Annotated in this window: 20 protein-coding genes; 10 read left to right on the forward strand and 10 right to left on the reverse strand. The window is 68.2% G+C overall.

Annotation, left to right across the window (positions count from 1 at the left end; translation table 11 throughout):
* Positions 1 to 2 precede the first annotated feature (2 nt).
* Both sufB and B9Y70_RS09305 read right to left on the reverse strand, forming a co-directional pair.
* A complete protein-coding gene (sufB, locus tag B9Y70_RS09300; RefSeq protein ID WP_085549984.1) occupies positions 3 to 1,442 on the reverse strand; it encodes a Fe-S cluster assembly protein SufB in 1,440 nt (479 codons plus the stop codon).
* Positions 1,439 to 2,167: a helix-turn-helix transcriptional regulator gene (locus B9Y70_RS09305; RefSeq protein ID WP_085549985.1), complete on the reverse strand. Its 729-nt coding sequence runs from the start codon at positions 2,165 to 2,167 to the stop codon at positions 1,439 to 1,441. The genes sufB and B9Y70_RS09305 overlap by 4 nt, the downstream gene beginning before the upstream one ends.
* A gap of 161 nt (positions 2,168 to 2,328) precedes the next feature.
* On the opposite strand from B9Y70_RS09305, the gene mptB reads away from it, so the two are divergent.
* The 5 genes from mptB to B9Y70_RS09330 are packed head-to-tail and all read left to right on the forward strand — an operon-like array spanning position 2,329 to position 7,745.
* Entirely contained in the window at positions 2,329 to 4,011 is a 1,683-nt protein-coding gene (mptB, locus tag B9Y70_RS09310) for a polyprenol phosphomannose-dependent alpha 1,6 mannosyltransferase MptB (RefSeq protein WP_085549986.1), read from the forward strand.
* Positions 4,012 to 4,017: 6 nt separating this feature from the next.
* Positions 4,018 to 4,959: an ABC transporter ATP-binding protein gene (locus B9Y70_RS09315; protein WP_085549987.1), complete on the forward strand. Its 942-nt coding sequence runs from the start codon at positions 4,018 to 4,020 to the stop codon at positions 4,957 to 4,959.
* Positions 4,960 to 4,969: 10 nt separating this feature from the next.
* Entirely contained in the window at positions 4,970 to 5,740 is a 771-nt protein-coding gene (locus B9Y70_RS09320; protein ID WP_085550034.1) for an ABC transporter permease, read from the forward strand.
* A gap of 50 nt (positions 5,741 to 5,790) precedes the next feature.
* The gene (locus tag B9Y70_RS09325; RefSeq protein WP_085549988.1) at positions 5,791 to 6,762 is read left to right on the forward strand and encodes a COX15/CtaA family protein; all 972 of its coding nucleotides are present in this window, start codon (positions 5,791 to 5,793) and stop codon (positions 6,760 to 6,762) included.
* A gap of 17 nt (positions 6,763 to 6,779) precedes the next feature.
* Positions 6,780 to 7,745 carry a quinone oxidoreductase family protein gene (locus B9Y70_RS09330; RefSeq protein WP_085549989.1) on the forward strand — a complete coding sequence of 322 codons (966 nt, stop codon included), beginning with the start codon at positions 6,780 to 6,782 and terminating at the stop codon, positions 7,743 to 7,745.
* On the opposite strand, the gene B9Y70_RS09335 is transcribed toward B9Y70_RS09330, so the two are convergent.
* Positions 7,746 to 8,879, reverse strand: a complete 1,134-nt coding sequence (locus B9Y70_RS09335) for an HNH endonuclease signature motif containing protein (protein WP_143337593.1) — start codon at positions 8,877 to 8,879, stop codon at positions 7,746 to 7,748.
* A gap of 115 nt (positions 8,880 to 8,994) precedes the next feature.
* Entirely contained in the window at positions 8,995 to 9,927 is a 933-nt protein-coding gene (locus B9Y70_RS09340) for a heme o synthase (protein WP_085549991.1), read from the reverse strand.
* Positions 9,928 to 10,214: 287 nt separating this feature from the next.
* Between B9Y70_RS09340 and tkt the strand changes: the two genes are divergently transcribed.
* From tkt to pgl, 5 genes are read left to right on the forward strand one after another with little or no spacing between them, the layout of a single operon-like run.
* The gene (gene tkt / locus B9Y70_RS09345) at positions 10,215 to 12,314 is read left to right on the forward strand and encodes a transketolase (RefSeq protein ID WP_085549992.1); all 2,100 of its coding nucleotides are present in this window, start codon (positions 10,215 to 10,217) and stop codon (positions 12,312 to 12,314) included.
* 11 nt (positions 12,315 to 12,325) lie between these two features.
* Positions 12,326 to 13,405 (forward strand): transaldolase, encoded by a 1,080-nt coding sequence (gene tal, locus B9Y70_RS09350; protein ID WP_085549993.1) that lies wholly within the window; start codon positions 12,326 to 12,328, stop codon positions 13,403 to 13,405.
* Between the two features lie 33 nt (positions 13,406 to 13,438).
* On the forward strand, positions 13,439 to 14,983 hold the full coding sequence (gene zwf / locus B9Y70_RS09355; protein WP_085549994.1) for a glucose-6-phosphate dehydrogenase: 1,545 nt from the start codon (positions 13,439 to 13,441) through the stop codon (positions 14,981 to 14,983).
* An 18-nt stretch (positions 14,984 to 15,001) separates the two neighbouring features.
* On the forward strand, positions 15,002 to 15,952 hold the full coding sequence (locus tag B9Y70_RS09360) for a glucose-6-phosphate dehydrogenase assembly protein OpcA (RefSeq protein WP_085549995.1): 951 nt from the start codon (positions 15,002 to 15,004) through the stop codon (positions 15,950 to 15,952).
* Positions 15,930 to 16,664: a 6-phosphogluconolactonase gene (pgl, locus tag B9Y70_RS09365; RefSeq protein WP_085549996.1), complete on the forward strand. Its 735-nt coding sequence runs from the start codon at positions 15,930 to 15,932 to the stop codon at positions 16,662 to 16,664. Before B9Y70_RS09360 ends, pgl begins: the two co-directional genes overlap by 23 nt.
* Here pgl and B9Y70_RS13065 read toward each other — a convergent pair.
* From B9Y70_RS13065 to gap, 6 genes are all read right to left on the reverse strand, one after another.
* Positions 16,651 to 16,974 (reverse strand): pyridoxamine 5'-phosphate oxidase family protein, encoded by a 324-nt coding sequence (locus B9Y70_RS13065; RefSeq protein WP_240309209.1) that lies wholly within the window; start codon positions 16,972 to 16,974, stop codon positions 16,651 to 16,653. The genes pgl and B9Y70_RS13065 overlap by 14 nt on opposite strands.
* Before the next feature lie 220 nt (positions 16,975 to 17,194).
* Positions 17,195 to 17,431, reverse strand: a complete 237-nt coding sequence (gene secG, locus B9Y70_RS09375) for a preprotein translocase subunit SecG (protein WP_085549997.1) — start codon at positions 17,429 to 17,431, stop codon at positions 17,195 to 17,197.
* A 21-nt stretch (positions 17,432 to 17,452) separates the two neighbouring features.
* Positions 17,453 to 20,224 (reverse strand): phosphoenolpyruvate carboxylase, encoded by a 2,772-nt coding sequence (gene ppc, locus B9Y70_RS09380; protein WP_085549998.1) that lies wholly within the window; start codon positions 20,222 to 20,224, stop codon positions 17,453 to 17,455.
* Between the two features lie 119 nt (positions 20,225 to 20,343).
* Positions 20,344 to 21,123, reverse strand: coding sequence for a triose-phosphate isomerase (gene tpiA / locus B9Y70_RS09385; protein ID WP_085549999.1), 780 nt, complete (start codon positions 21,121 to 21,123; stop codon positions 20,344 to 20,346).
* 30 nt (positions 21,124 to 21,153) lie between these two features.
* The gene (gene pgk / locus B9Y70_RS09390; protein ID WP_085550000.1) at positions 21,154 to 22,371 is read right to left on the reverse strand and encodes a phosphoglycerate kinase; all 1,218 of its coding nucleotides are present in this window, start codon (positions 22,369 to 22,371) and stop codon (positions 21,154 to 21,156) included.
* A 151-nt stretch (positions 22,372 to 22,522) separates the two neighbouring features.
* Positions 22,523 to 23,527, reverse strand: a complete 1,005-nt coding sequence (gap, locus tag B9Y70_RS09395; protein WP_085550001.1) for a type I glyceraldehyde-3-phosphate dehydrogenase — start codon at positions 23,525 to 23,527, stop codon at positions 22,523 to 22,525.
* Between the last annotated feature and the right edge of the window lie 18 nt (positions 23,528 to 23,545).

Genomic DNA, 23,545 nt, shown 5'->3' on the forward strand with positions numbered 1-23,545 from the left:
GTCTAGCCCACCGATCCTTCCATCTGCAGTTCAATGAGGCGGTTGAGCTCGAGCGCGTACTCCATCGGCAGCTCCTTGGCGATGGGCTCGACGAAACCACGGACGATCATCGCCATGGCCTCCTCTTCCTTAAGACCGCGGGACATGAGGTAGAAGAGCTGGTCCTCCGACACCTGGGAGACAGTCGCCTCGTGGCCGAGGACGACATGGTCGTTGCGGATGTCGTTGTAGGGGTAGGTGTCCGAGCGGGAGATGTTGTCCACCAGCAGCGCGTCACACTCGACGTTGGAGTACGAGTGATGCGCGTTGGCGTTGACCTGCACCAGACCACGGTAAGCGGCACGGCCACCACCACGGGCCACCGACTTGGACACGATGTTCGAGGAGGTGTGCGGTGCCATGTGGGTCATCTTGGCGCCGGTGTCCTGGAACTGACCCTCGCCGGCGAACGCGACGGAGAGGACCTCACCCTTGGCGTACGGGCCGGTCATCCACACGGCCGGGTACTTCATGGTGACCTTGGAGCCGATGTTGCCGTCGACCCACTCCATGGTGGCGCCCTCTTCGGCCTTGGCACGCTTGGTCACCAGGTTGTAGACGTTGTTCGACCAGTTCTGGATCGTCGTGTAGCGGCAGCGGCCGCCCTTCTTCACGATGATCTCCACGACCGCCGAGTGCAGCGAATCGGACTTGTAGATCGGGGCGGTGCAGCCCTCGACGTAGTGGACGTAGGCGTCCTCGTCCACGATGATGAGCGTGCGCTCGAACTGGCCCATGTTCTCCGTGTTGATGCGGAAGTAGGCCTGCAGCGGGATGTCCACGTGGACCCCCGGCGGGACGTAGATGAAGGAGCCACCCGACCACACGGCGGAGTTGAGGGCGGAGAACTTGTTGTCACCGTCCGGGATGACGGTGCCGAAGTACTCGCGGAACAGCTCCGGCTGCTCCTTGAGAGCGGTGTCCGTGTCGAGGAAGATGACGCCCTGTGCCTCCAGGTCCTCGCGGATCTGGTGGTAGACGACCTCCGACTCGTACTGGGCGGCGACACCCGCGACGAGACGCTGACGCTCGGCCTCCGGGATACCCAGACGGTCGTAGGTGTTGCGGATCTCCTCCGGCAGGTCCTCCCAGGACTGGGCCTGCCCCTCGGTGGAGCGGACGAAGTACTTGATCTGGTCGAAATCGATGCCCGACAGATCGGCACCCCAGGTCGGCATCGGCTTGCGCTCGAAGATGCTCAGGGCCTTGAGACGCTTCTCGAGCATCCACTCCGGCTCGTCCTTCTTGGCGGAGATGTCGCGCACGACCTCCTCGCTGAGGCCACGGCGTGCGGACGCGCCGGCCTCGTCGGAGTCGTGCCAGCCGTAGTTGTACGGACCGATGGACTCGATGATCTGGTCATCGCTCATGCTCTCCGGTGACTGCGGTGTCGCCTGGGTCATGATCCGCTCCTTTCTTCTGGAAGTTTCTCGATGGGTGTCAGGGGGATGTTGGTCGTGCAGATGCCCTGACCACCGGTGATGGTGGCCAACGGCTGCACGTGAACGCCGACGAGAGAAGAGATCTTCTCGTGTTCGGCCTCGCACAGCTCGGGGTGCTCGGCGGCCACGTGGGCCACCGGGCAGTGGTGGTGGCATATCTGGATACCGTTCCCGGCACGGGTGACCGTTGCAGCGTACCCGGCACGGTCGAAGGCATCAGCCAGCTCCCCCGCTGTTTTCTGGATGGAGTCGTCGTCCTCGCCTGCCGGGGCGACCCCGTCGACGATCCGCTCAATGCGTTTCGTCGCCAGGCGGCGGACGGCCTCCGCCCCTCCGGTCTCCCGGAGGATGTCCAGGGCGTCCGTGGCCAGCTGATCGTAGGAGTGCCCGAAATGGGACCGCCCCTCGTCGGTGAGCCGGAACGCCTTCGCCGGTCGGCCCCGCGCTGCCGCGGAACCGGCCGACCTGGTGCGCCGGTCGAAGGTCTCCGCCAGGCCCTCCGCCACGAGGATGTCCAGGTGCCGGCGGACACCGGCGGCGGACATCTCGAGACGGTCGGCGAGGTGGGAGGCCGTGACCGGTGCGAGCTTGAGCAGCATGCGCATGATCTGACGGCGGGTGTCCCCCTCCACGGTCCGGGTCTCCGGGGTCTCGGGGGTCTTGGGGGTCTCGGGTAGATCGGTCATCGCCGTCACCTCCTTGCGTCGCTTCTCGATGGGTTGAGTCGTTGTCGGCACCGGGTGGTGGTCCGGTGCCCTCACATTCGACAACACTAGTGTTCCCTAATTCATTCCGACTGTCCAACCTTTCGATTCCCGGGCGTGTCCCGGCTGGCTAGGATGGGCGGGTGACCTCCAGACGACCGGCCCCCCTGCGCGCCCTCGGCGCCAGCCTCCCGCGGCTCGGATCCGCGGGATCCCGGTCCGCCCTGCTCCACGTCGACCCCGGCGAGGACATCCGCCCCCGCGGCGCCCGCCTCGGCATCCGCGAACTCAACCGCTTCCAGGCACTGCGCTGGATCGGCACGATCGGATCACTCCTCATCGGCCTGGGGGCGCTCGGCGCCGGCGCCCTGCCCGTGCTCGGCAACCCCTACTCCTCCTTCCCCGGCGGCGCCTTCATGGCCCGCATGCTCACCACCTCCTCCGCCATGGTGCTCGTCGGCGTCGGCCTGCTCGTCCTGGCGTGGGTGCTCATGGGCCCCTTCGTGGGTGCCCCGTATCGACGCGCGCGTATCGACGGTGCGACCGTCACCCCCTCACTCATCAAACGCACCTTCGCGGCCTGGGTGCTCCCCCTGCTGTTCACCGCGCCGCTGTTCACCCAGGACATCTACTCCTATCTCGCGCAGGGCTCCATCGTCGCCCGCGGCATGGACCCCTATTCGGCGGGCCCCGTCGACCTGCTGGGCCCCGAGGACCCGCTGGCCCGCTCCGTGCCCTTCATCTGGTCCCACTCCCCCTCGCCCTACGGTCCGGTGGCCCTCGGCATCGCCTCGGCCATCAGCCGCATCACCGAGGACTCGATCACCCTCGGCGTCGTGGCCCACCGCCTCGTATCCCTGCTCGGCCTCATCGCCGCCGGCTGGGCCATCTCCCGGCTGGCCCGCCGCTGCCGCGTCAACCCCGTCACCGCCCTGTGGCTGGGCATGCTCAACCCGCTGACGATCCTCCACCTCGTCGGCGGCATCCACAACGAGTCCATCCTGCTGGGCCTCATGCTGGTGGGGCTGGAGGTGGGACTACGGGGCGTCGATAAGCTCGGGGGGCGCAACGGCCAGCCCGTCGACCCGGCCTCCGGGGCCGGGCTCATCATCCTCTCCGCGGCGCTCATCGCCTGCGCCGGCATGGTGAAGGTGACCGGATTCCTGGCGCTGGGATTCGTCGGCATGAACCTCGCGCGGCACTTCCTGCGCGTCGGGCGGGGGCCCGTGGTCTCCGTGCTGCTCGCCGTCGTCGTCCAGGTCGCCCTGCTCCTCGCGACCATCGCCCTCGTCACCGCCGTCACCGGCATCGGCCTGGGGTGGGTGACCGGGCAGGGCGGGGCGGCGTCGATACGCAGCTGGCTGTCGATGACCACCGACATCGGCGTCGTCGCCGGATTCCTCGGCATGCTCCTCGGGCTCGGCGACCACACCGACACGATGCTGCTCATCACCCGCGGGGCCGGGGTGCTCGTGGCCGGCGGATTCCTCGTCCGCTTCCTCTTCGCCACCTTCCGCGGCACCATCCACCCCGTCGGCGGCCTCGGAGTGGCCACCTTCGTGCTGGTCATCCTCTTCCCCGTCGTCCACCCCTGGTACATGCTGTGGGCCATCCTCCCCCTCGCCGCATGGGCCAACCAGATGCTCTTCCGCGTCGCCGTCGTCGCCTACTCCGCCTTCTTCTCCTTCACCGTCCTCCCCCGCGGACTCGCCCTGCCCCCGCTGACGATCGGCTCCATCTACCTCGGGGCGGCCCTCACTTTCACCGTCGTCGTGGGACTCGGCTGGTGGCTGATGCGGCGCGGGACGATTCGTGGCCTACACTGATTAACCGTGTCTGCAACTTTCGATGGGTCGCCCCCGGCCCTGGAGCTTGAGAATGTGGTCAAGACCTTCGGCGCCACCACCGCCGTCGACGGACTGTCCCTGACCGCCCGCCGCGGCGAGGTCCTCGCCCTCCTCGGCCCCAACGGCGCAGGCAAGACCACCACCATCGAAATGTGCGAGGGCTTCCAACGCCCCACCTCCGGCTCGATCCGCGTCCTCGGCATCGACCCCGTCACCCGGCCGGAGGACGTCCGCGCCCGCATCGGCATCATGCTCCAGGGCGGCGGCTCCTACTCCGGTATCCGCGTCGCCGAAATGCTCCGCCTCGCCGCCGCCTACAACGAGGACCCCCACGACCCCGAGTGGCTCATCGACGTCCTCGGCCTCGACGGCGTCCGCCGCACCACCTGGCGCCGCCTCTCCGGCGGCCAGCAGCAACGCCTCTCCCTCGCCCTCGCCATCATCGGCCGCCCCGAACTCGTCTTCCTCGACGAACCCACCGCCGGCCTCGACGCCCAGTCCCGCCTCGCCGTCTGGGAACTTGTCGACGCCCTCCGCCGCGACGGCGTCACCGTCATCCTCACCACCCACCTCATGGACGAGGCCGAAGCCCTCGCCGACCGCATCGTCATCATCGACAAGGGACGCGTCGTCGCCTCGGGCACCCCCGCCGAACTCACCTCCGGTGACGCCGGGGCGCGGATCAGCTTCGAGACCGACTCCCCCCTCGACGTCGCGCGCGCGGACGATGCGCTCGCGGGCCTCCCGCGTATCGAGGCAGTCCGCCCCCTCTACTACTGTCTGCCCACCGAGGCCACCCCGGCCGTCATCGCGGCACTCACCCGGGCCGCCGCCGACCAGGACGTCCTCGTCCGGCGACTCGACGTCGACCACCGCAACCTCGAAGAGGTCTTCCTCGACATCACCGGACGGAGCCTGAGGAGCTGACATGACCGAGATGACCACCACCCGCTTTTCCACCGGCACCTTCGCCCCGGCACCCCGCCGCGCACCGCAGGCCCGGATGATCGCCGCCCAGGGACGCACCGAGACGATCCTGTTCCTCCGCCACGGTGAACAGCAGCTGCTCAGCGTCATCATCCCGCTGGTGGCGCTCGTGCTCACCGCGACGATGCCGATGTTCAGCGAGCAGACCTCCCTCGCGCAGCTCCTGCCGATGGTGCTGGCGATCGCGACCTCCTCTTCCGGGTTCACCGGCCAGGCCATCGCCGTCGCCTTCGACCGCCGCTACGGGGCGCTGAAACGCACCGGCGCGTCGGGGGTGCCCGCGTCGACGATCATCTTCGGCAAGGTCATCGCCGTCGCCGCCATGTCCGCCCTGCAGATCCTCCTGCTCGGGTCGGTGGCCCTGTTCCTCGGCTGGCGGGCCTCCCCCGGAGGGGTGGTCCTCGGCCTGGTGATCCTGCTGCTGGGCATCACCACCTTCACCGCCCTGGGCATGCTCATGGGCGGCACCCTCAGTTCGGAGATGGTGCTGGCGCTGGCGAACCTCATCTGGTTCGTCCTCGTCGGTGCACTCGGCTGGGTGGTCTTCTCCCACGGTCTCGACGCCGCCGGCTGGTACACCGCCATCCCCACCGTGGCGTTGGCCGCCGGGCTGACCGACGCCTTCGCCGGGGTCGTCCCGTGGCTGGAGATCGCCGTCATGGCCGCGTGGGCGGTCGTCGCGTCGGTTCTGGCCGTCCGATGGTTCCGCTTCGAGGCCTAGAGTTTCCTCACACCCGTCGATGCTTCAAACCTGCACGTCAAACAGATAGGATGGGCGCTGTGACTTCTGCGACCGCCACCGACCAACCGACCACCACGCGAGGCCCCTCGGTGCGTCTCCAGCGCATCCTGGCCTTCATTCTCCTGCTGGCGCAGGGCGGTATCACCGTCACCGGTTCCATCGTCCGCGTCACCGGCTCCGGCCTCGGCTGTGACACCTGGCCGAACTGCCACGAGGGTTCCCTCGTCCCCGTCCAGGGTGCGGCGCCGGCGGTGCACCAGGCGATCGAGTTCGGTAACCGCCTGCTCACCTTCGTCCTCGCGGCGATCGCCATCGCCGTGTTCGTGGCGGTGCTGCGGGCGGGGCGTCGAAAGGAAATCATCGTCTACTCGGTGCTGTCCGGGGTGGGCATCATCATCCAGGCGATTTTGGGCGGTATCTCCGTCCACCTGGACCTCAAGTGGTGGGCGGTGGCGATCCACTTCCTGCCGTCGATGGTGCTGGTGTGGATCGCGGCGCTGCTCTACATGCGTCTCGCCGAGCCGGACCACCTGCCGCAGGTGCGCATGTTCGCGCCGATCATCCGCACCCTCACCATCGTCGCCGCCGTGTGCCTGTCCGTCGTGCTGGTCACCGGCACGATGACCACGGGCGCCGGCGTCCACTCGGGCGACGACGGCGTCGGCATGGAGGGCCGTCTCGACGTCGACATCGAGCTCATGGCCCTCATTCACGCCGGCACGATGTACGTCTACCTGGCCGCCACCCTGCTCGTCGTCTGGCTGCTCTACCGCGGCATGGCCAGCAGGGACGCGAAGAACACCGGCTGGGTACTGCTCGTCATGATCGGCGTGCAGTGGGCCATCGGCGTCGTCCAGTTCAACCTCGGCGTGCCCCGCTGGACCATCCCCGCGCACGTCGCGATGAGCTCCGTCGTCGTCGCCTTCTCCGCGTTCCTCTACGCCCACGGCCTGCGCCGGATCACCCGCAGCGAGAAAAATGCCACCGTCACCGCTGAGTGATCGCTAGCCTGGATGCCATGAAGGCAATCCAGATCACCGAAACCGGAGGACCCGAGGTCCTCGTCCTGCGCGATATCGAGGCGCCGGTCCCGAACGACGACGAAGTGCTTGTCGACGTCCTCGTGGCCGGCGTCAACTACATCGACACCTACTACCGCGAGGGCGCCTACCACGCCAGCGTCCCCTTCGTCCCGGGCCTCGAGGGCACCGGCCGCGTCGTGCACGACCCGCGTGGGGAGATCGCCGAGGGCACCGTCGTCGCCTGGTGCGACGCCTTCGGCTCCTACGCGGAGCAGGTCTGTGTGCCCCGTGAGCGCCTCGTCGCCGTCCCCGAAGGGGTCGAACCCGCCGTCGCCGCCTCCATGCTCCTGCAGGGCATCACCGCCCACTACCTCACCTACGGCGTCTACAACCTCCAGGAGGGTGACTCCTGCCTCATCACCGCCGGCGCCGGCGGTGTCGGCCTGCTGGCCACCCAGATGGCCGCGAGCAAGGGCGTGAGAGTCTATTCGGTGGTGTCCACCGACGAGAAGGCCGAACTCGCCCTGGAGGCCGGGGCGACGGAGGTCTTCCGCTACTCCGACAATCTCGCCGAGGTCGTCCGCCGCCGCAACGGCGGGGTCGGTGTCGACGTGGTCTACGACGGTGTCGGCAAGGACACCTTCGCCGAGTCCCTCGAGGCGGTCCGCCCGCGCGGCGTCGTCTGCCTCTTCGGCGCGGCCTCGGGCGCGGTGGAGCCGGTGGATCCGCAGCTGCTCAACACGCACGGGTCGATCTACCTCACCCGCCCCTCGATCGGGGCGTGGACGTCCGGCGAGGGTGAGTTCCGGATGCGTGCCCAGGCCGTCACCCAGGCCGTCGTCGACGGCACGCTGAAGTTCCGGATCTCCGGTGAATATGCGCTTGCCGACGCCGAGCAGGCCCACCGCGACCTCCAGGGTCGCCGAACCACCGGCTCCATCGTCCTGCACGTCCAGGACTAGTTACCGGTTGACCAGCCCCATGGCGGAGAGTGTCCGGATTGGGTGGGTGTTGGTGCGCGGTGGTCCACCGTCGGGTGGGTGGTGGACCACTCCGCCGGGTTCTCGTGCCAGCCGGCCGTGCCTCGGTGGGGTGTTCGGGTCGTCATCGTTGCGGGCGTTGTGCACCCGACACGCCATCGACAGGTTCACCAGGTTCGTCTCCCCGCCGTGTTTCCACGGGGTCAGATGATGTACCTGGCACTGATCGGCCGGTGTCGTACACCCCGGTGTGGGGCACAGGATCGTCTCCGCCGCCAACAGCATCCGCTGCTTGAAGCTCGCACAGCGTTGATCCCGGTAGAGGTTGACCCCACCGTCGACCGGGTCGTAGACACCGACCAGGCCGTGGGAGGCCATCTCATGCTCCACCAGCTCCTTGCCCGTGATCGTGGTGCCATCGGTCAGGGCGAACACCGTCTCATCCCCCTCCTGGCGCAGCACAGCCGCGTAGTCGGGTAGCCCCATGACCACCAGCGGCACCACCGGCGGTACCTCACCACCGGCCGCACCGGTGGTGAGGTGCTGGTAGGCGGCATCAGCCATCGCCGGTTCGTACCCCAGGCGGGGGTCCGCGGCCCGGGCCTGGTCCGCGGCAGGTAGGAGGGTGGCGATGATGTGGGAGATCTGGCGTTCCGGCAGAGTGAGTGTCAGGGTGCGCATGCCGAGGGCGTCGGTGTTCTTACCCCCGCGCAGGGCGCGTTTGCCGTAGGCCTTCGCCGCCGCATCCTTGACCGTGCGGTTGTGTTCACGCACCCGGGCGGCGGCCTCCCGATCAATCTCACCCACCGTGCCCCGCAGGCCGCACAGTTCGACCCGGAGTTCCTCCACCGTCACCGACGCACCACGCAGCAGGGACCGCAGGTGTTTCTCGATCACCGCGACCGCGTCCAGGGACAGCGGCACCGCCGCCTCCCGGGCCGCCGCCTGCAACCTGCGATACCGGGTGGGACCGAAGTACGTGACCGCCAACCTCTCCCACAGCCGGGCATCACGCACACCCAGACGGTCGAGTACGTCGCGTGTGACCGCCCCGGAGGAGATCTCCTCCAGGACGGTCATGGCCCGCAGGGCCTGCAACGCAGCAACGGTGGTCATGCCCCGGACGATAAACCGGAAACAACGCGGCGTCGACAAGCAACCAACCCGGCCTGTGGACAACTCGAGTTATCCACAGAAAAAGGGCCCCGCCGAAGCGGGGCCCTTGACAAACCTAGAAGAAGGTGGTCGTCCACCCGAGCATCGAACCGATGGTCTCCCACCCGAGAACCGCGTCGATGGACAGGGCGACGAAGACGAGCGCCAGGTAGTTGTTCGACAGGATGAACAGCTTGAGGGGCTTGACCTTCTTGCCGTTCTTCACGCCGTTGTGCAGGACGATCGCCATGCCGAGGAAGTAGATGCCACCGATGAGGGCACCGGCGAGGTAGATCCACGAGGCGGCGGGCACGAGCAGCAGGGTTGTGATGACAGTGGCGACGGTGTACCAGACGATCTGGCGGGTGACCTGGACGGGCTTGCGGACGACGGGGAGCATCGGCACGCCGGCCTTCTCGTAGTCGTCGCGGTACTTCATGGCCAGGGCCCAGGTGTGCGGCGGGGTCCAGAAGAAGATGATGAGGAACAGGACGATCGCCTGCCACCACTGGGCGGGGATGCCGTCGGGCATGTTGTCGGTGATGACGGCCCAGCCGACGAGTACCGGCATACAACCGGCGGCGCCGCCCCAGATGATGTTCTGCCAGGTCCGACGCTTGAGCCACTTCGTGTAGACGTAGATGTAGAACCAGTTGGTCAGGACGATGAAGAACGCGGCCAGCCAGGAGTTGGCCAGCAGGCCCAGCCACAGCACGGAGATGATGAGCAGGGACCACGCGAAGATGGTGGCCTTGCGGTTGGTGACGGTGTGGCGGACCAGGGGGCGGGCGCGGGTGCGGCCCATCTTCTGGTCGATGTCCGAGTCGGCGACCATGTTGAAGGTGTTCGCGGCGGCGGCACCCATCCAGCCGCCGATGACGGTGAGCAGGATGAGGATGATGTTGTTCTCACCCCGCTCGGCCTGCAGCATCGCCGGAATCGTGGCGACGAGGAGCAGCTCAATGACCCTCGGCTTCGTCAGCGCAATATAGGCCTTGATTGTCTCCAAGAGAAGGTTCCTCCAACGGCAGGTCGAAAATAAATACCGGAGTGACCCGGCCGCGTTCTTGTTGTCGCGTCTACCATGACTGGTCGTACCGTACGCACGAAAAGTTCCCGGCGCACCGAATCCAGCCCGTTCATCCTAGCCCCATCAACCTTAAGTCGGATAATCCAACGCGCCACAACGTGCACCCACAACCATCGCCGCCGGAGAAGTCACTAAGGTGGTGAGGTGACGTGGACCCCCGTTCCACCCCAGATGCCCTGACAACCCCTTGAAGTGAGGATCCCACTGTGACGCTGACGCCCGAACTGCAGGCCCTGACGGAACGCCGTTACCCCGCCGACTGGACCGACACCGACACCCGTGCCGTGGACACCGTCCGCGTCCTGGCCGCCGACGCCGTCGAGAACTGCGGATCCGGCCACCCGGGCACCGCCATGTCCCTCGCCCCGCTGGCCTACACCCTCTACCAGCGCGTGATCGACCACGATCCCAACGACACCGACTGGGTGGGCCGCGACCGCTTCGTCCTGTCCTGTGGCCACTCCTCCCTCACCCAGTACATCCAGCTCTACCTCGGCGGCTTCGGCCTCGAGATGGACGACCTCAAGGCGCTACGTTCCTGGGACTCCCTCACCCCGGGCCACCCGGAGGTCCACCACACCCGCGGTGTGGAGATCACCACCGGCCCGCTGGGCCAGGGCCTCGCCTCCGCCGTCGGCATGGCCATGGCCGCCCGCCGTGAGCGCGGACTCTTCGACCCGGAGACCCCGGCCGGAGAGTCCCCCTTCGACCACTTCATCTACGTCATCGCCTCCGACGGCGACCTGCAGGAGGGCGTCACCGCCGAGGCCTCCTCCCTGGCCGGCACCCAGCAGCTGGGCAACCTCATCGTCTTCTGGGACGACAACCGCATCTCCATCGAGGACGACACCCAGATCGCCTTCACCGAGGACGTCGTCGCCCGCTACGAGGCCTACGGCTGGCAGACCATCGAGATCGAGGGTGGCGAGGACGTCGCTGCCATCGAGGCCGCCGTCGTCGCCGCCAAGGCCGACACCGAGCGCCCGACCTTCATCCGCCTGCGCACCGTCATCGCCTACCCGGCCCCCAACGCCCAGAACACCGGCGCCTCCCACGGTGCCGCCCTGGGCCAGGACGAGGTCCGCGCCACCAAGGAGGTGCTCGGCTTCGATCCGGAGGTCAACTTCCACATCGACGACGACGTCCTCGCCCACACCCGCCAGCTCAAGGACCGTGGCGCCGAGAAGCACGCCGCCTGGCAGGAGAAGTTCGACGCCTGGGCCGAGGCCAACCCGGCCAACAAGCGACTCTTCGACCGCCTCGTCGCCCGCGAACTGCCCGAGGGCCTGGCCGAGGCCATGCCGGTGTGGGAGGCCGACGAGTCCGGCCTGGCCACCCGTAAGGCCTCCGAGGCCGCGCTGCAGGTCCTCGGCGAGATGATGCCGGAGCTGTGGGGCGGTTCCGCCGACCTCGCGGGTTCCAACAACACCGTCATCAAGAACAACCCGTCCTTCGGCCCGCAGGAGATCTCCACCGACACCTGGTCCGCGGAGCCCTACGGCCGCAACCTGCACTTCGGTATCCGTGAGCACGCCATGGGCTCCATCCTCAACGGCATCGCCCTGCACGGTCCGACCCGCCCCTACGGCGGCACCTTCCTCATTTTCTCCGACTACATGCGCCCCGCCGTGCGCCTCGGCTCCCTCATGGAGTCCGACGTCTACTACGTGTGGACCCACGACTCCATCGGCCTCGGCGAGGACGGCCCGACCCACCAGCCGGTGGAGACCCTGGCCGCCCTGCGCGGCATCCCGGGCCTGTCCATCATCCGCCCGGCCGACGCCAACGAGACCGCCCAGGCCTGGGCCGCGGCGCTCGAGTACAAGGAGTCCCCGAAGGGCCTGGCGCTGACCCGCCAGAACGTCCCGGTCCTCGAGGGCACCAAGGAGAAGGCCGCCGAGGGTGTCCGCCGCGGCGCCTACGTCCTCGTCGAGGGCTCGAAGGAGACCCCGGACGTCATCCTCATGGGCACCGGCTCCGAGGTGCAGCTCGCCGTCGAGGCCGCCGCCACCCTCGAGGGTGAGGGCGTGGCCGCCCGCGTCGTCTCCGTGCCCTGCATGGAGTGGTTCCTGGAGCAGGACGCCGACTACATCGAGTCCGTCCTCCCGGCCGCCGTCACCGCCCGCGTCTCCGTCGAGGCCGGCATCGCCATGCCGTGGCACCGCTTCACCGGCACCGCCGGCCGCAACGTCTCCCTCGAGCACTTCGGTGCCTCCGCCCCGTACCAGAAGCTCTTCGAGGAGTTCGGCATCACCGCCGACGCCGTCGTCGCCGCCGCTCACGACACCATCAACGCCAGCAAGTAAAGGATCCGCACATGACCCACATCGACGAGCTCGCCTCGCTGGGTACCTCCACCTGGCTCGACGATCTGTCCCGTGACCGCATCACCTCCGGCAACCTGGCCGAGGTCATCGAGAACAAGTCCATTGTCGGCGTGACCACCAACCCGGCGATCTTCGCCGCCGCCATGAGCAAGGGCACCGCCTACGACGCGCAGATCGCGGAGCTCAAGGCTGCCGGCGCTGCCGTCGACGAGGCCGTCTACGCCATGACCATCGACGACGTCCGCGACGCCTGCGATATCTTCCTGCCGATCTACGAGTCCACCGACGGCCGCGACGGCCGCGTGTCCATCGAGGTCGACCCCCGCATCTCCGCGGACCGGGAGGCCACCCTCTCCCAGGCCCGTGATCTGTGGAGGAAGGTCGACCGCCCGAACGTCATGATCAAGATCCCGGCCACGCCGGAGTCGATCCCGGCGATCACCGACGCCCTGTCGGAGGGCATCTCCGTCAACGTCACCCTCATCTTCTCGGTGGCGCGGTACCGCGAGGTCATCGCCGCCTACCGGGAGGGCATCCAGCGCGCCGCGGAGAAGGGTCTCGACGTGTCGACGATCCACTCCGTGGCCTCCTTCTTCGTCTCGCGTCTCGACGTCGAGATCGATCGCCGTCTCGAGGAGATCGGCACCGAGGAGGCCCTGGCCCTGCGCGGCAAGGCGGGTGTGGCCAACGCCCAGCGCGCCTACGCCGTGTTCCAGGACATCGGTGCGAAAGACCTGCCGGAGGGTGCCAACGTGCAGCGCCCGCTGTGGGCGTCGACCGGCGTGAAGAACCCGGACTACGCCCCGACGCTCTACGTCACCGAGCTGGCCGGCCCGGACACCGTCAACACCATGCCGGAGCCGACCATCGACGCCGTCCTCGAGCAGGGTGGCCTGCACGGTGACACCCTCACCGGCACCGAAGACGCCGCCCAGGAGGTCTTCGAGAAGCTCGTCACCGTCGGCATCGACATGGAGGACGTGTTTGCGGTGCTGGAGCGCGAGGGCGTCGAGAAGTTCGTGTCCGCGTGGAGCGAGCTCCTCGAGTCCATGGACGCCCAGCTCCACTAGCCCCCGCCCCCGACTGAAGAAGGACAACCGCGCATGCCCCTGCCCGTGACCGGCCCCGACGCCTGGGTCAACCCGCTCCGCAACACCGAGGACAAGCGACTGCCCCGCATCGCGGGCCCCTCGGGCATGGTGATCTTCGGCGTCACCGGTGACCTGGCACGCAAGAAGCTGCTGCCGGCCATCTACGACCTGGCCAACCGCGGCCTGCTGCCAGCCGGTTTCACCCTCATCGGTTTCGGCCGTCGTTCCTGGACGAAGCCCGAGTTCGAGGACTATGTCCGCCAGGCCGTCGAGGCGGGGGCACGGACCCGTTTCCGCGAGCACGTGTGGGAACGCCTGGCGGAGGGCATGCACTTCGTGGAGGGCAACTTCGACGACGACGGTTTCGACCGTCTCGCCGCCACCCTCGCGGAGATGGACGACACCCGCGGCACCGCGGGCAACTGGGCCTTCTACCTGTCGGTCCCGCCGGACTTCTTCACCGCCGTCTGCCACCAGCTGGAGCGTTCCGGCCTGGCGGAGGCCGGGGAGGAATCCTGGCGACGCGTGATCATCGAGAAGCCCTTCGGGCACGATCAGGCGACCGCGCGGGAGCTCAACCAGGTGGTCAACGCCGTCTTCCCGGAGGAGTCGGTGTTCCGCATCGATCACTACCTGGGCAAGGAGACGGTGCAGAACATCCTGGCCCTGCGCTTCGCCAACCAGCTCTTTGATCCGCTGTGGAACGCCCACTACGTCGACCACGTGCAGATCACCATGGCCGAGGATATCGGCCTGGGCGGCCGGGCCGGCTACTACGACGGCATCGGCGCCGCCCGCGACGTCATGCAGAACCACCTCCTCCAGCTGCTGGCCCTGGTGGCCATGGAGGAGCCCATCGCCTTCGACCCGGCGGAGCTGCAGGCCGAGAAGGTCAAGGTCCTGCGCGCGACCAACCCGGTGTACCCGCTCAACAAGACCACCGCCCGCGGCCAGTACGCCGCCGGCTGGCAGGGCTCCCACAAGGTCAAGGGTCTGCGGGAGGAGGAGGGTTTCGACCCCGCCTCCACCACCGAGACCTACGCCGCGTGCACCCTGGAGATCAATTCCCGCCGGTGGGCGGGCGTGCCCTTCTACCTGCGCACCGGCAAGCGCCTGGGCCGCCGCGTCACCGAGATCGCGCTTGTGTTCAAGGAGGCGCCGCACCAGCCCTTCCTCGAGGGGCAGACGTCCTCGCTGGGGCAGAACGCCATCGTCATCCGCGTCCAGCCGGACGAGGGTGTGCTCATGCGCTTCGGCTCCAAGGTGCCGGGCTCGGCGATGGAGGTCCGCGACGTCAACATGGACTTCTCCTACTCGGAGGCCTTTACGGAGGCGTCGCCGGAGGCCTACGAGCGGCTCATCCTCGATGCGCTTCTCGACGAGTCCTCCCTTTTCCCCACCAACGAGGAGGTGGAGCTGTCCTGGGCCATCCTCGACCCGATCCTCGACTTCTGGGCCGAGAAGGGCCAGCCCGAGGAGTACGAGTCCGGCACGTGGGGTCCGGCCAACGCCGACCGCATGCTGGAACGCACCGGCCGCTCCTGGCGTCGCCCCTAACGAGGAAAGGCCTCTGACATGAAGATCGAACTGCCGGACACCGACACCCGGAACATCGCCGCCAGCCTCCTCGAGGCCCGCGAGAACAACTCCCTCACCACGGGACGCGTGCTCACGCTCGTCGTGGTGGCGGCCCTCGACGACAACGTCGACCACATCATCTCCGTCACCCGCGACGCCTCCCACGAGCACCCCGCCCGTGTGCTGGTGCTGCTCACCGGCGAGGAGGACGCCGCCTCGCGTCTCGACGCCGAGGTGCGCGTCGGCGGCCACGCCGGCGCGTCGGAGATGGTCATCATGCGCATCACCGGCGAGATGGTCAACCATCTCGCGGCGGTGGTCACCCCCCTGCTGCTGCCGGACACCCCGGTGGTGGCCTGGTGGCCGACGACCGCCCCGGCGGACCCCTCGGCACACCCCGTGGGCCGCCTGGCGCAGCGCCGCATCACCAACGCCGATCACCCGGCGGGCAGCGCGGTGCTGGCGCGCCTGCGTTCCACCTACTCCCCCGGCGACTCCGACATGGTGTGGTCGAAGATCACCGCCTGGCGCGGCATCGTCGCCTCCTCCCTCGACCGGCACCCGCAGGAGGACGTCGAGGCGGTCGTGCTCACCGGCCCCGCCAACGAGCCGCAGATCGACGTCGCCGCCGGGTGGCTCGCCGACCGTCTCGGGGTGCCCGTTTCCCGCGAGGTGTGCGACCCGGGCGACGATCAGCGCCTCTTCCCCATCCGCTCCCTGCGTTTCGACCGCGCCTCCGGCCCGGTCACCGTCGAGGTGCTCGACCACCGCACGGTGCGCGTCAGCGTGCCGGGTCGCCCCGAGTCCCTCGTCGCCATGAATGAGCGTCCCGACGCCGACTGCCTCTCCGAGGAACTCCGCCATCTCGACCCCGATCTCGCCTACGCCCACGCTCTGCGCGGCCTCACCCGCGTGAAAGGAATCAATGGTCACTCTCCGACGTCCTGACACCCTGTCCACCCTCCTCGACCAGGCGGCGACCTCGCTCATCGACGTCGTCTCCTCCCTCCAGACCACCGGCGGCGGCCGCCACGGTGACGGCGTCGCCCGCCTCGTCCTCACCGGCGGCGGGGCGGGCATCGGCCTGCTCGAGCGGATCCGTGAGCTCGAGGACGCCGACTCCCGCATCGACTGGTCCCGCGTCCACGTCTTCTTCGGCGACGACCGCAACGTGCCCGTCGACCACGAGGACTCCAACGAGGGACAGGCGCGCGACGCCCTGCTCAACCACGTCGACATCCCGGAGGCCAACATCCACGGCATCGGTCTCGACGGCGGTGAGATGGAGGAGGCGGCCCGCGCCTACGAGCAGCTGATCGAAGAGCTCGCGCCGAAAGGCTTCGACATTCACCTCCTGGGCATGGGGCATGAGGGGCATATCAACACCCTCTTCCCCCACACCGACGCCGTGCGCGAGACTCAACGCCTCGTCATCGCCGTGACGGACTCCCCGAAGCCGCCCGCCGAGCGCGTCACCCTCACCCTGCCGGCCGTGCGTCGCGCAGAACAGGTGTGGCTGCTGGTCTCGGGCAAGGACAAGGCGCAGGCCGCCAAGGCCATCGTCGACCGCGCCAATTTCGAGGAGTGGCCGGCAGCCGGAGCCGAAGGCACCGCCGACACCCTCCTCTACCTCACAGACGACGCAGCTACAGCTCTCTGATCACCCGTTGGTGCCGCCGGTCGGTTGAGCCCTGCCAGAACACGATCCTGGCGGGGACCAACCGCCACAGACGCCACTCCCCTTTTGCCACATTGACACGGGCATCAGCGCTGCGGGCGGCCAGGTCGGCGGCGGTCTCCTCAGCCGAGGCCTCGACCACCCGGCCATTGAGCCGCACCGAGCGCAACAGTGGTTGCCACCAGAAAGTCAGCGCGGCCTCAGGGTGCGCCGCCAGCTGGCGGCCCTTCCTACTCGATGCGGTAGCGGCGAAGGCAAAACCGCGGGCATCGACTCCCTTGAGGATGAGCACCCGCGCATCGGGCATCCCGTCCTCCCCACCGTGGACAGGGTCATGGCATGCGGCTCGGGCACGCCCGCGTCGATGGCCTCACGCATCCAATCGAGGAAAAGGTCGATGGTGTCCTGCGCGGGGTCGTCGATAAGCTCACTGGGCGGGCGGCCGATGAGGGTGGGCAGGAAACGATTAAACGCGACAACGCCCCCCGAAGGGGGCGTCGACAAGCGGGAACCTAGCCGGCGAACGCCTGGATGAGGTTGAGCGCCACGATGCAGGCGATCCAGATGACGGCCATGAGGATGGTGTAGCGGTCGAGGTTCTTCTCCACCACGGTCGAACCGGAGAGGTTCGACTGCACGCCGCCACCGAACAGGCTCGACAGGCCGCCACCCTTGCCCTTGTGCAGCAGAACGAACACCGTCATGAGCACGGCGGTGAGCACGAGGACGATCTGGAGTGCAAGAGTCATGCCGTGCAGTCTACACCAGGTCTAGCCGGAGTTGCGCAGCGCGGTGGCGAGTCCGTTCATGGTCAGCTGGATGCCCCGGGAGACGGCCTGGCGGGCGTCGCCGGCGCGGTGGCGACGCAGCATCTCCAGCTGGATGATGTTGAGCGGCAGCAGGTAGGGGAAGCGACGTCGCACGGAGCGGGCCAAGGCCGGGTTGTCGGCGAGGAGTTCCTCGCTGCCGGTGACGGTGCTGAACATCCCGCGGGTGAGCTCGAACTCGGCGGTGATGACGCCGTGGACGCGGTCGGCGACCTCGCGGTCGTCGATGAGACGGGCGTAGAGCTCGGCGAGGTCCATGCCCGCTTTCGACATGACCTGCGCCATGTTCGACATGATGGAAGCGAAGAACGGCCAGGTCTCGTAGAGGTGGCGCAGTTCGGCGATTCTCTCCTCGCGGTCCTCCCCGTCACCGATCCACTCGTCCAGGGCGGTGCCCACACCGAACCAGCCGGGCAGCAGGACGCGCGACTGGGACCAGGCGAGCACCCACGGGATGGCGCGGAGATCCTCGACGCCCTTGGTCTGCTTGCGGGAGGTCGGCCGGGAGCCAATGTTGAGGGAGCCGATCTCGTGCAGCGGGGTGGACTGGGTGAAGTACGGGATGAAGCCGGGGTCCTCATGGACGAGCTCGGAGTACTTGCGGCGGGAGATGGCGGACAGTTCGCTCATGATCCGGGTGGCGCGGGCGCGGTCCTCCAGGTCGTCGACGGTGAGGAGGCTGGCCTCCAGCGTCGCGGAGACGAGCGCCTCGAGGTTGCGGCGGGCGGCGCGCTCGGAGCCGTACTTGGCGGAGATGATCTCACCCTGCTCGGTGATGCGCACGGATCCGTCGACGGCGCCCTGCGGCTGCGCGAGGATGGCGTCGTAGGAGGGGCCGCCACCACGGCCGACGGTGCCGCCGCGGCCGTGGAACAGGCGCAGGCGCACGCCGTACTCGCGGCCGACCTCCACCAGGTCGGTCTCCGCATCGTAGAGCGCCCAGTTGGCGGCGAAGTACCCGCCGTCCTTGTTGGAGTCGGAGTAGCCGAGCATGACCTCCTGGATGTCGCCGCGCTGGCGCAGGTAGGCACGGTAGATCGGCAGGTCCCACAGCTTGCGCAGGATGCCGGCGCCGGCCTGGAGGTCGTCGATCGTCTCGAAGAGCGGGATGATGTCGACGCTGCCGGTCGGGCCCTCGCCGTTGGCGCGGATGAGGCCGACCTCCTTGAGCAGAACCATGGGCTCAAGGATGTCGCTGACGGACTGGGCCATGGAGATGATCTGGTGCGGGATCATCTGCTCGCCGAAACGCTCGACGCTCACCGCCGCCTGGGTGATGAGGTCCAGCTCCCGCTGCGTCGCCTCGGAGAAACCACGGTAGCCGCGCGGGACGAGGGGTCGCGGGGTCTGCAGCTCGCGGACGAGGAGCTCGACCTTCTCCTCCTCGCGGAGGGTGTCGTAGTTGGGGTGGACGTGTGCGGTGGCGAAGACCTCGGTGAGGACGTTCTCGAAGCTCTCCGAGTTCTGGCGCAGGTCGATGGAGTACAGGTGGAAGCCGAAGGAGGCGATGGCCGCGCGGATGGTGCTCAGGCGGTCGTCGGCGATGATCTCGTCCTGGGAGGCGCGCAGGGAGGTGTCGATGACCTTGAGGTCGGCGTCGAACTCGGACGGGTCGATGTACGGCTCGTGCTCGCGGTGCCAGGTGCCCTCGACGGCGTCCTCCCCGATGAGGTGGGCGGTGGTGGCGAGGATGCGGCCGCGGACACCGTGGACGGCGCGGCGGTACGGCTCGTCGACACGCGAGGGGACGTCGTTGCGCCCCTTGCCGGCCAGGGCGACGAGTTCGACGGTGACCGAGGTCATGCGGTCGGAGAGGCTGAGCTCGTGCTCGAGAGCGTGGAGCTGCTGTGCGTAGTACTTGAGGACGGTCTGGGCGGCGCGGCGCGACGCATAGTCCAGGGTCGCGGCCGTGACGAAGGGGTTGCCGTCGTGGTCGCCGCCGATCCAGGAGCCGGGGCGGACGATCGCCTGGCCGTTGCTGCCCTGCAGGTCGGCACCGAAACGGTCGGTGAGGGAGTCGTGGACGTGGCGGTTGAGTGCCGGGATCTCCTTGAGCAGCGACAGAGTGTAGTAGCGCAGGCCGACCTCGATCTCGTCCTCGATGCGCGGGCGGGCCTGCCGGATGAGCGCGGTCTGCCACAGGATGGTCATCCGGCGGCGGATGTTGCGCTCCACGTCGGCGAGACGCGCCTCGGTGCGGGCGGTTTCCTCGGCGTCCAGGATGGCGTGACGCGCCAGCATGAGGTCGGTGATGTGCTTCTGCGCGTCGAAGACGGTGCGGCGGCGGGTCTCCGTCGGGTGGGCGGTGAGCACCGGGGCGACGAGCGCCGCCGACAGCGAGGTCTCGATGTCGCCCGCGCTGACGTCCGCCTCGTCGAACTTCTCCCACGTCGCCTCGAGAGTGGAATCCGGGGCCCCGCCCTCGTCGAGGATGCGCTCGCGGTTGAAGTCGTCGTGGATGTCCTCCGCGAGGTTCGCCATGAGGGCGAAGTGGCTGAACGCGCGCACCACCGGCGTCGCGCGCTCCGGGTCGATGTTCCGGAACAGGTCGACGAGCACCTCGAGGCTGGCGTTGCCCTTGGCCACCTCGAAGGCCTGCTGGCGGGCGTGTTCGACGAGGTTGAACACGTCCTCGCCCTCCTGCTCCGCGATCACCTGGCCGAGGATGCGGCCAAGGTAGCGGATGTCTTCCTGCAGATGATCGCGGACGGTCATTGAGTTCCCTTCGTCGAACGGATGCCTTCCCATCATGACGTATCGGGGACGACCATGCACACCGCTTATCGACGCAACCCCCGCCGCTGGCGCGACGGGGGTTGTGGGGCGGGGAGAAGCTAGACGACGGACGCGGCGGCGGCCGCCAGCTTGGCGAACTCCTCACCGTCGAGCGAGGCGCCACCGACGAGGCCGCCGTCGACGTCGGGCTGGCCGACGATCTCGGCGACGGAGTCGGTCTTGACGGAGCCACCGTAGAGGATGCGCATGCCGTCGGCGACGTCGTCACCGGCCAGCTCGCGGACGAGGCCACGGATGGCGGCGCAGACCTCCTGAGCGTCGGCCGCGGAGGCGACCTTGCCGGTGCCGATGGCCCACACCGGCTCGTAGGCGATGACGGTGTTGCCCAGGTCCTCGGCGGACAGGCCGGCCAGGGAGGCGCGGGTCTGCTCGACGACGTAGTCGACATGGGTGCCGGCCTCGCGGATCTCCAGCGGCTCGCCGACGCACACGATGGGGCTCATGCCGTGCTTGAGGGCGGCGGCGGCCTTCGCGGCGACGAGCTCGTCGGACTCGTTGTGGTACTCGCGACGCTCGGAGTGACCGACGACGACCCAGGTGCAGCCGAGCTTGGCGAGCATCTGCGCGGAGACCTCACCGGTGTAGGCACCGGACTCGTGCTGGGAGACGTCCTGGGCACCGTAGGTGACCTGCAGCTTGTCCCCGTCGACGAGGGTCTGCACCGAACGGATGTCGGTGAACGGGACGGTGACGGCGACGTCGACCTTCTCGTAGTAGTCCTTCGGCAGCGCGAAGTCGAGCTTCTGGACGGTGGCGATGGCCTGGTGGTGGTCCAGGTTCATCTTCCAGTTACCGGCGATGAGCGGGGTGCGTGCCATGTGGGTGGCACTCCTTTCAGGGGTGGGGGTTTAGCGGTCGAGGACGGAGACGCCCGGCAGTTCCTTGCCCTCGAGGAACTCGAGGGAGGCACCGCCACCGGTGGAGATGTGGGAGAAGCCGTCCTCGTTGAGGCCGAGCACGCGGACGGAGGCTGCGGAGTCGCCGCCGCCGACGACGGAGAAGGAGCCGTTGTTCGCGGTGGCGTCGATGATGGCCTGGGCGACGCCCTCGGTGCCCTTGGAGAAGGGCTCCATCTCGAAGACACCCATCGGGCCGTTCCAGAACACGGTCTTGGAGGTGGCGAGGACGTCGGCGAACTTCTGGACGGACTCCGGGCCGATGTCCGGGGACAGCCAGCCCTCCGGGATCTCGTCGAGGGCGACGACCTTGTGCTCGGAGTCGGCGGAGAACTCCGCGGCGGCGACGAGGTCGACCGGGAGGACGATCTTGTCACCGAAACGCTCGAGGAGATCCTTGCAGGTGTCGATCATCTCCTCCTGCAGCAGGGACTTCTGGGTGTTGTAGCCCTGGGCGTTGAGGAAGGTGTAGCACATGCCACCGCCGATGATGATCTTGTCGGCCTTGCCGGCCAGGGCCTCGATGACGCCCAGCTTGTCGGAGACCTTGGAGCCACCGAGGACGACGACGTACGGGGACTCCGGGTTGGTGGCGGTCTTCTCCAGGACGGAGATCTCCTTCTCCACCAGGTTGCCGGCGTAGGCCGGGAGGCGCTTCGCCACGTCGTAGACGGAGGCCTGGGCGCGGTGGACGACACCGAAGCCGTCGGAGACGAAGGCACCGTTGTCGGCGGCGAGGGCGGCGAGCTCATCGGCGAAGGCGCCGCGCTCGGCCTCATCCTTGGAGGTCTCGCGGGCGTCGAAACGCACGTTCTCGAGGAGGAGGACATCGCCCTCGGTGAGGCCATTGGCGCGCTCGTGGGCGTCCTCGCCGGTGACGTCGCCGGCGAGGGCGACGTACTGGCCCAGGGCCTCGGAGAGGGCCTCGGCGACCGGGGCGAGGGAGTACTTGGCGTTGACCTCGCCCTTCGGGCGGCCCAGGTGAGCCATGACGATGACCTTGGCTCCACCCTCGACGAGTGCCTTGAGGGTCGGGAGGGAGGCGGTGATGCGGCCCGCGTCGGTGATCTCACCGGCGTCGTTGAGCGGGACGTTGAAGTCGGAGCGGACGAGGATGTGGCGGCCGTCGAGGCCCTCGTCGAGCAGGTCCTGCAGGGTCTTCACGGTCATGGCTTACTCCTTGACTGGTGTCTGTGAGGGGGAGAAAAGGGCGGCTGAACAACAGAAGCGGCCCGACGTGTGCCGAGGCACACCCCGGGCCGCAGGGTCACACTCCTGCCGGTCTCAGCCGTGGGGCCGACAGGGTGCGAGGGTTCGGGATCTAGAGCTTCTCAGCGACCATCTCGGTGATGCGGAGCAGCTGGCAGGTGTAGCCCCACTCGTTGTCGTACCAGGCGACGACCTTGACCTGGTCGCCGATGACCTTGGTAAGACCGGCGTCGAAGATGGAGCCGTGGGAGTCGGTGATGATGTCGGTGGAGACGATCGGATCCTCGGTGTAGGCGAGGGTCTCACCGAACTCACCCTCCGCGGCCTCCTTGATGAAGGCGTTGACCTCCTCGACGGTGGTCTCGCGGCCGGCGGTGAAGGTCAGGTCGGTGGCGGAGCCGGTGATGGTCGGGACGCGCAGTGCGTAACCGTCCAGCTTGCCCTTCAGCTGCGGCAGGACCAGGGAGACGGCCTTGGCGGCACCGGTGGAGGTCGGGACGATGTTGACGGCGGCGGCGCGGGCGCGGCGCAGGTCCTTGTGCGGGGCGTCGTGCAGACGCTGGTCACCGGTGTAGGCGTGGATGGTGGTCATCAGGCCGCGCTCGATGCCGAGCTTCTCGTCCAGGACCTTGGCCATCGGAGCCAGGCAGTTGGTGGTGCAGGACGCGGCGGAGATGACGGTGTGGTTCTCCGGGTCGTACTCGTCGTGGTTGACACCGTAGACGAAGGTGGCGTCCTCGTTCTTCGCCGGAGCAGAGATGATGACCTTCTTGGCGCCGGCGTCGATGTGGGCCTTGGCGGCCTCGGCGTCGGTGAAGAAGCCGGTGGACTCGATGACGATGTCCACGTTGTGGGCGGCCCAGTCGAGGTTCTTCGGGTCGCGCTCGGCGGAGACGGCGATCTTCTTGCCGTCGTAGGTGATGGAGTCATCGTCGAAGGAGACCTCGCCCGGGAGCTTGCCCAGGATGGAGTCGTACTTCAGCAGGGTCGACAGGGTCTTGTTGTCGGTGAGGTCGTTGACCGCGACGATCTCGACGGCCTCGCTGCGCTCCAGGACGGCGCGGTAGAAGTTACGGCCGATGCGGCCGAAGCCGTTGATGCCTACGCGGATGGTCACAATAATCTCCTCGGGATT

It is taken from the genome of Corynebacterium pollutisoli (genome assembly GCF_900177745.1).
Taxonomy (GTDB): Bacteria; Actinomycetota; Actinomycetes; order Mycobacteriales; family Mycobacteriaceae; genus Corynebacterium; species Corynebacterium pollutisoli.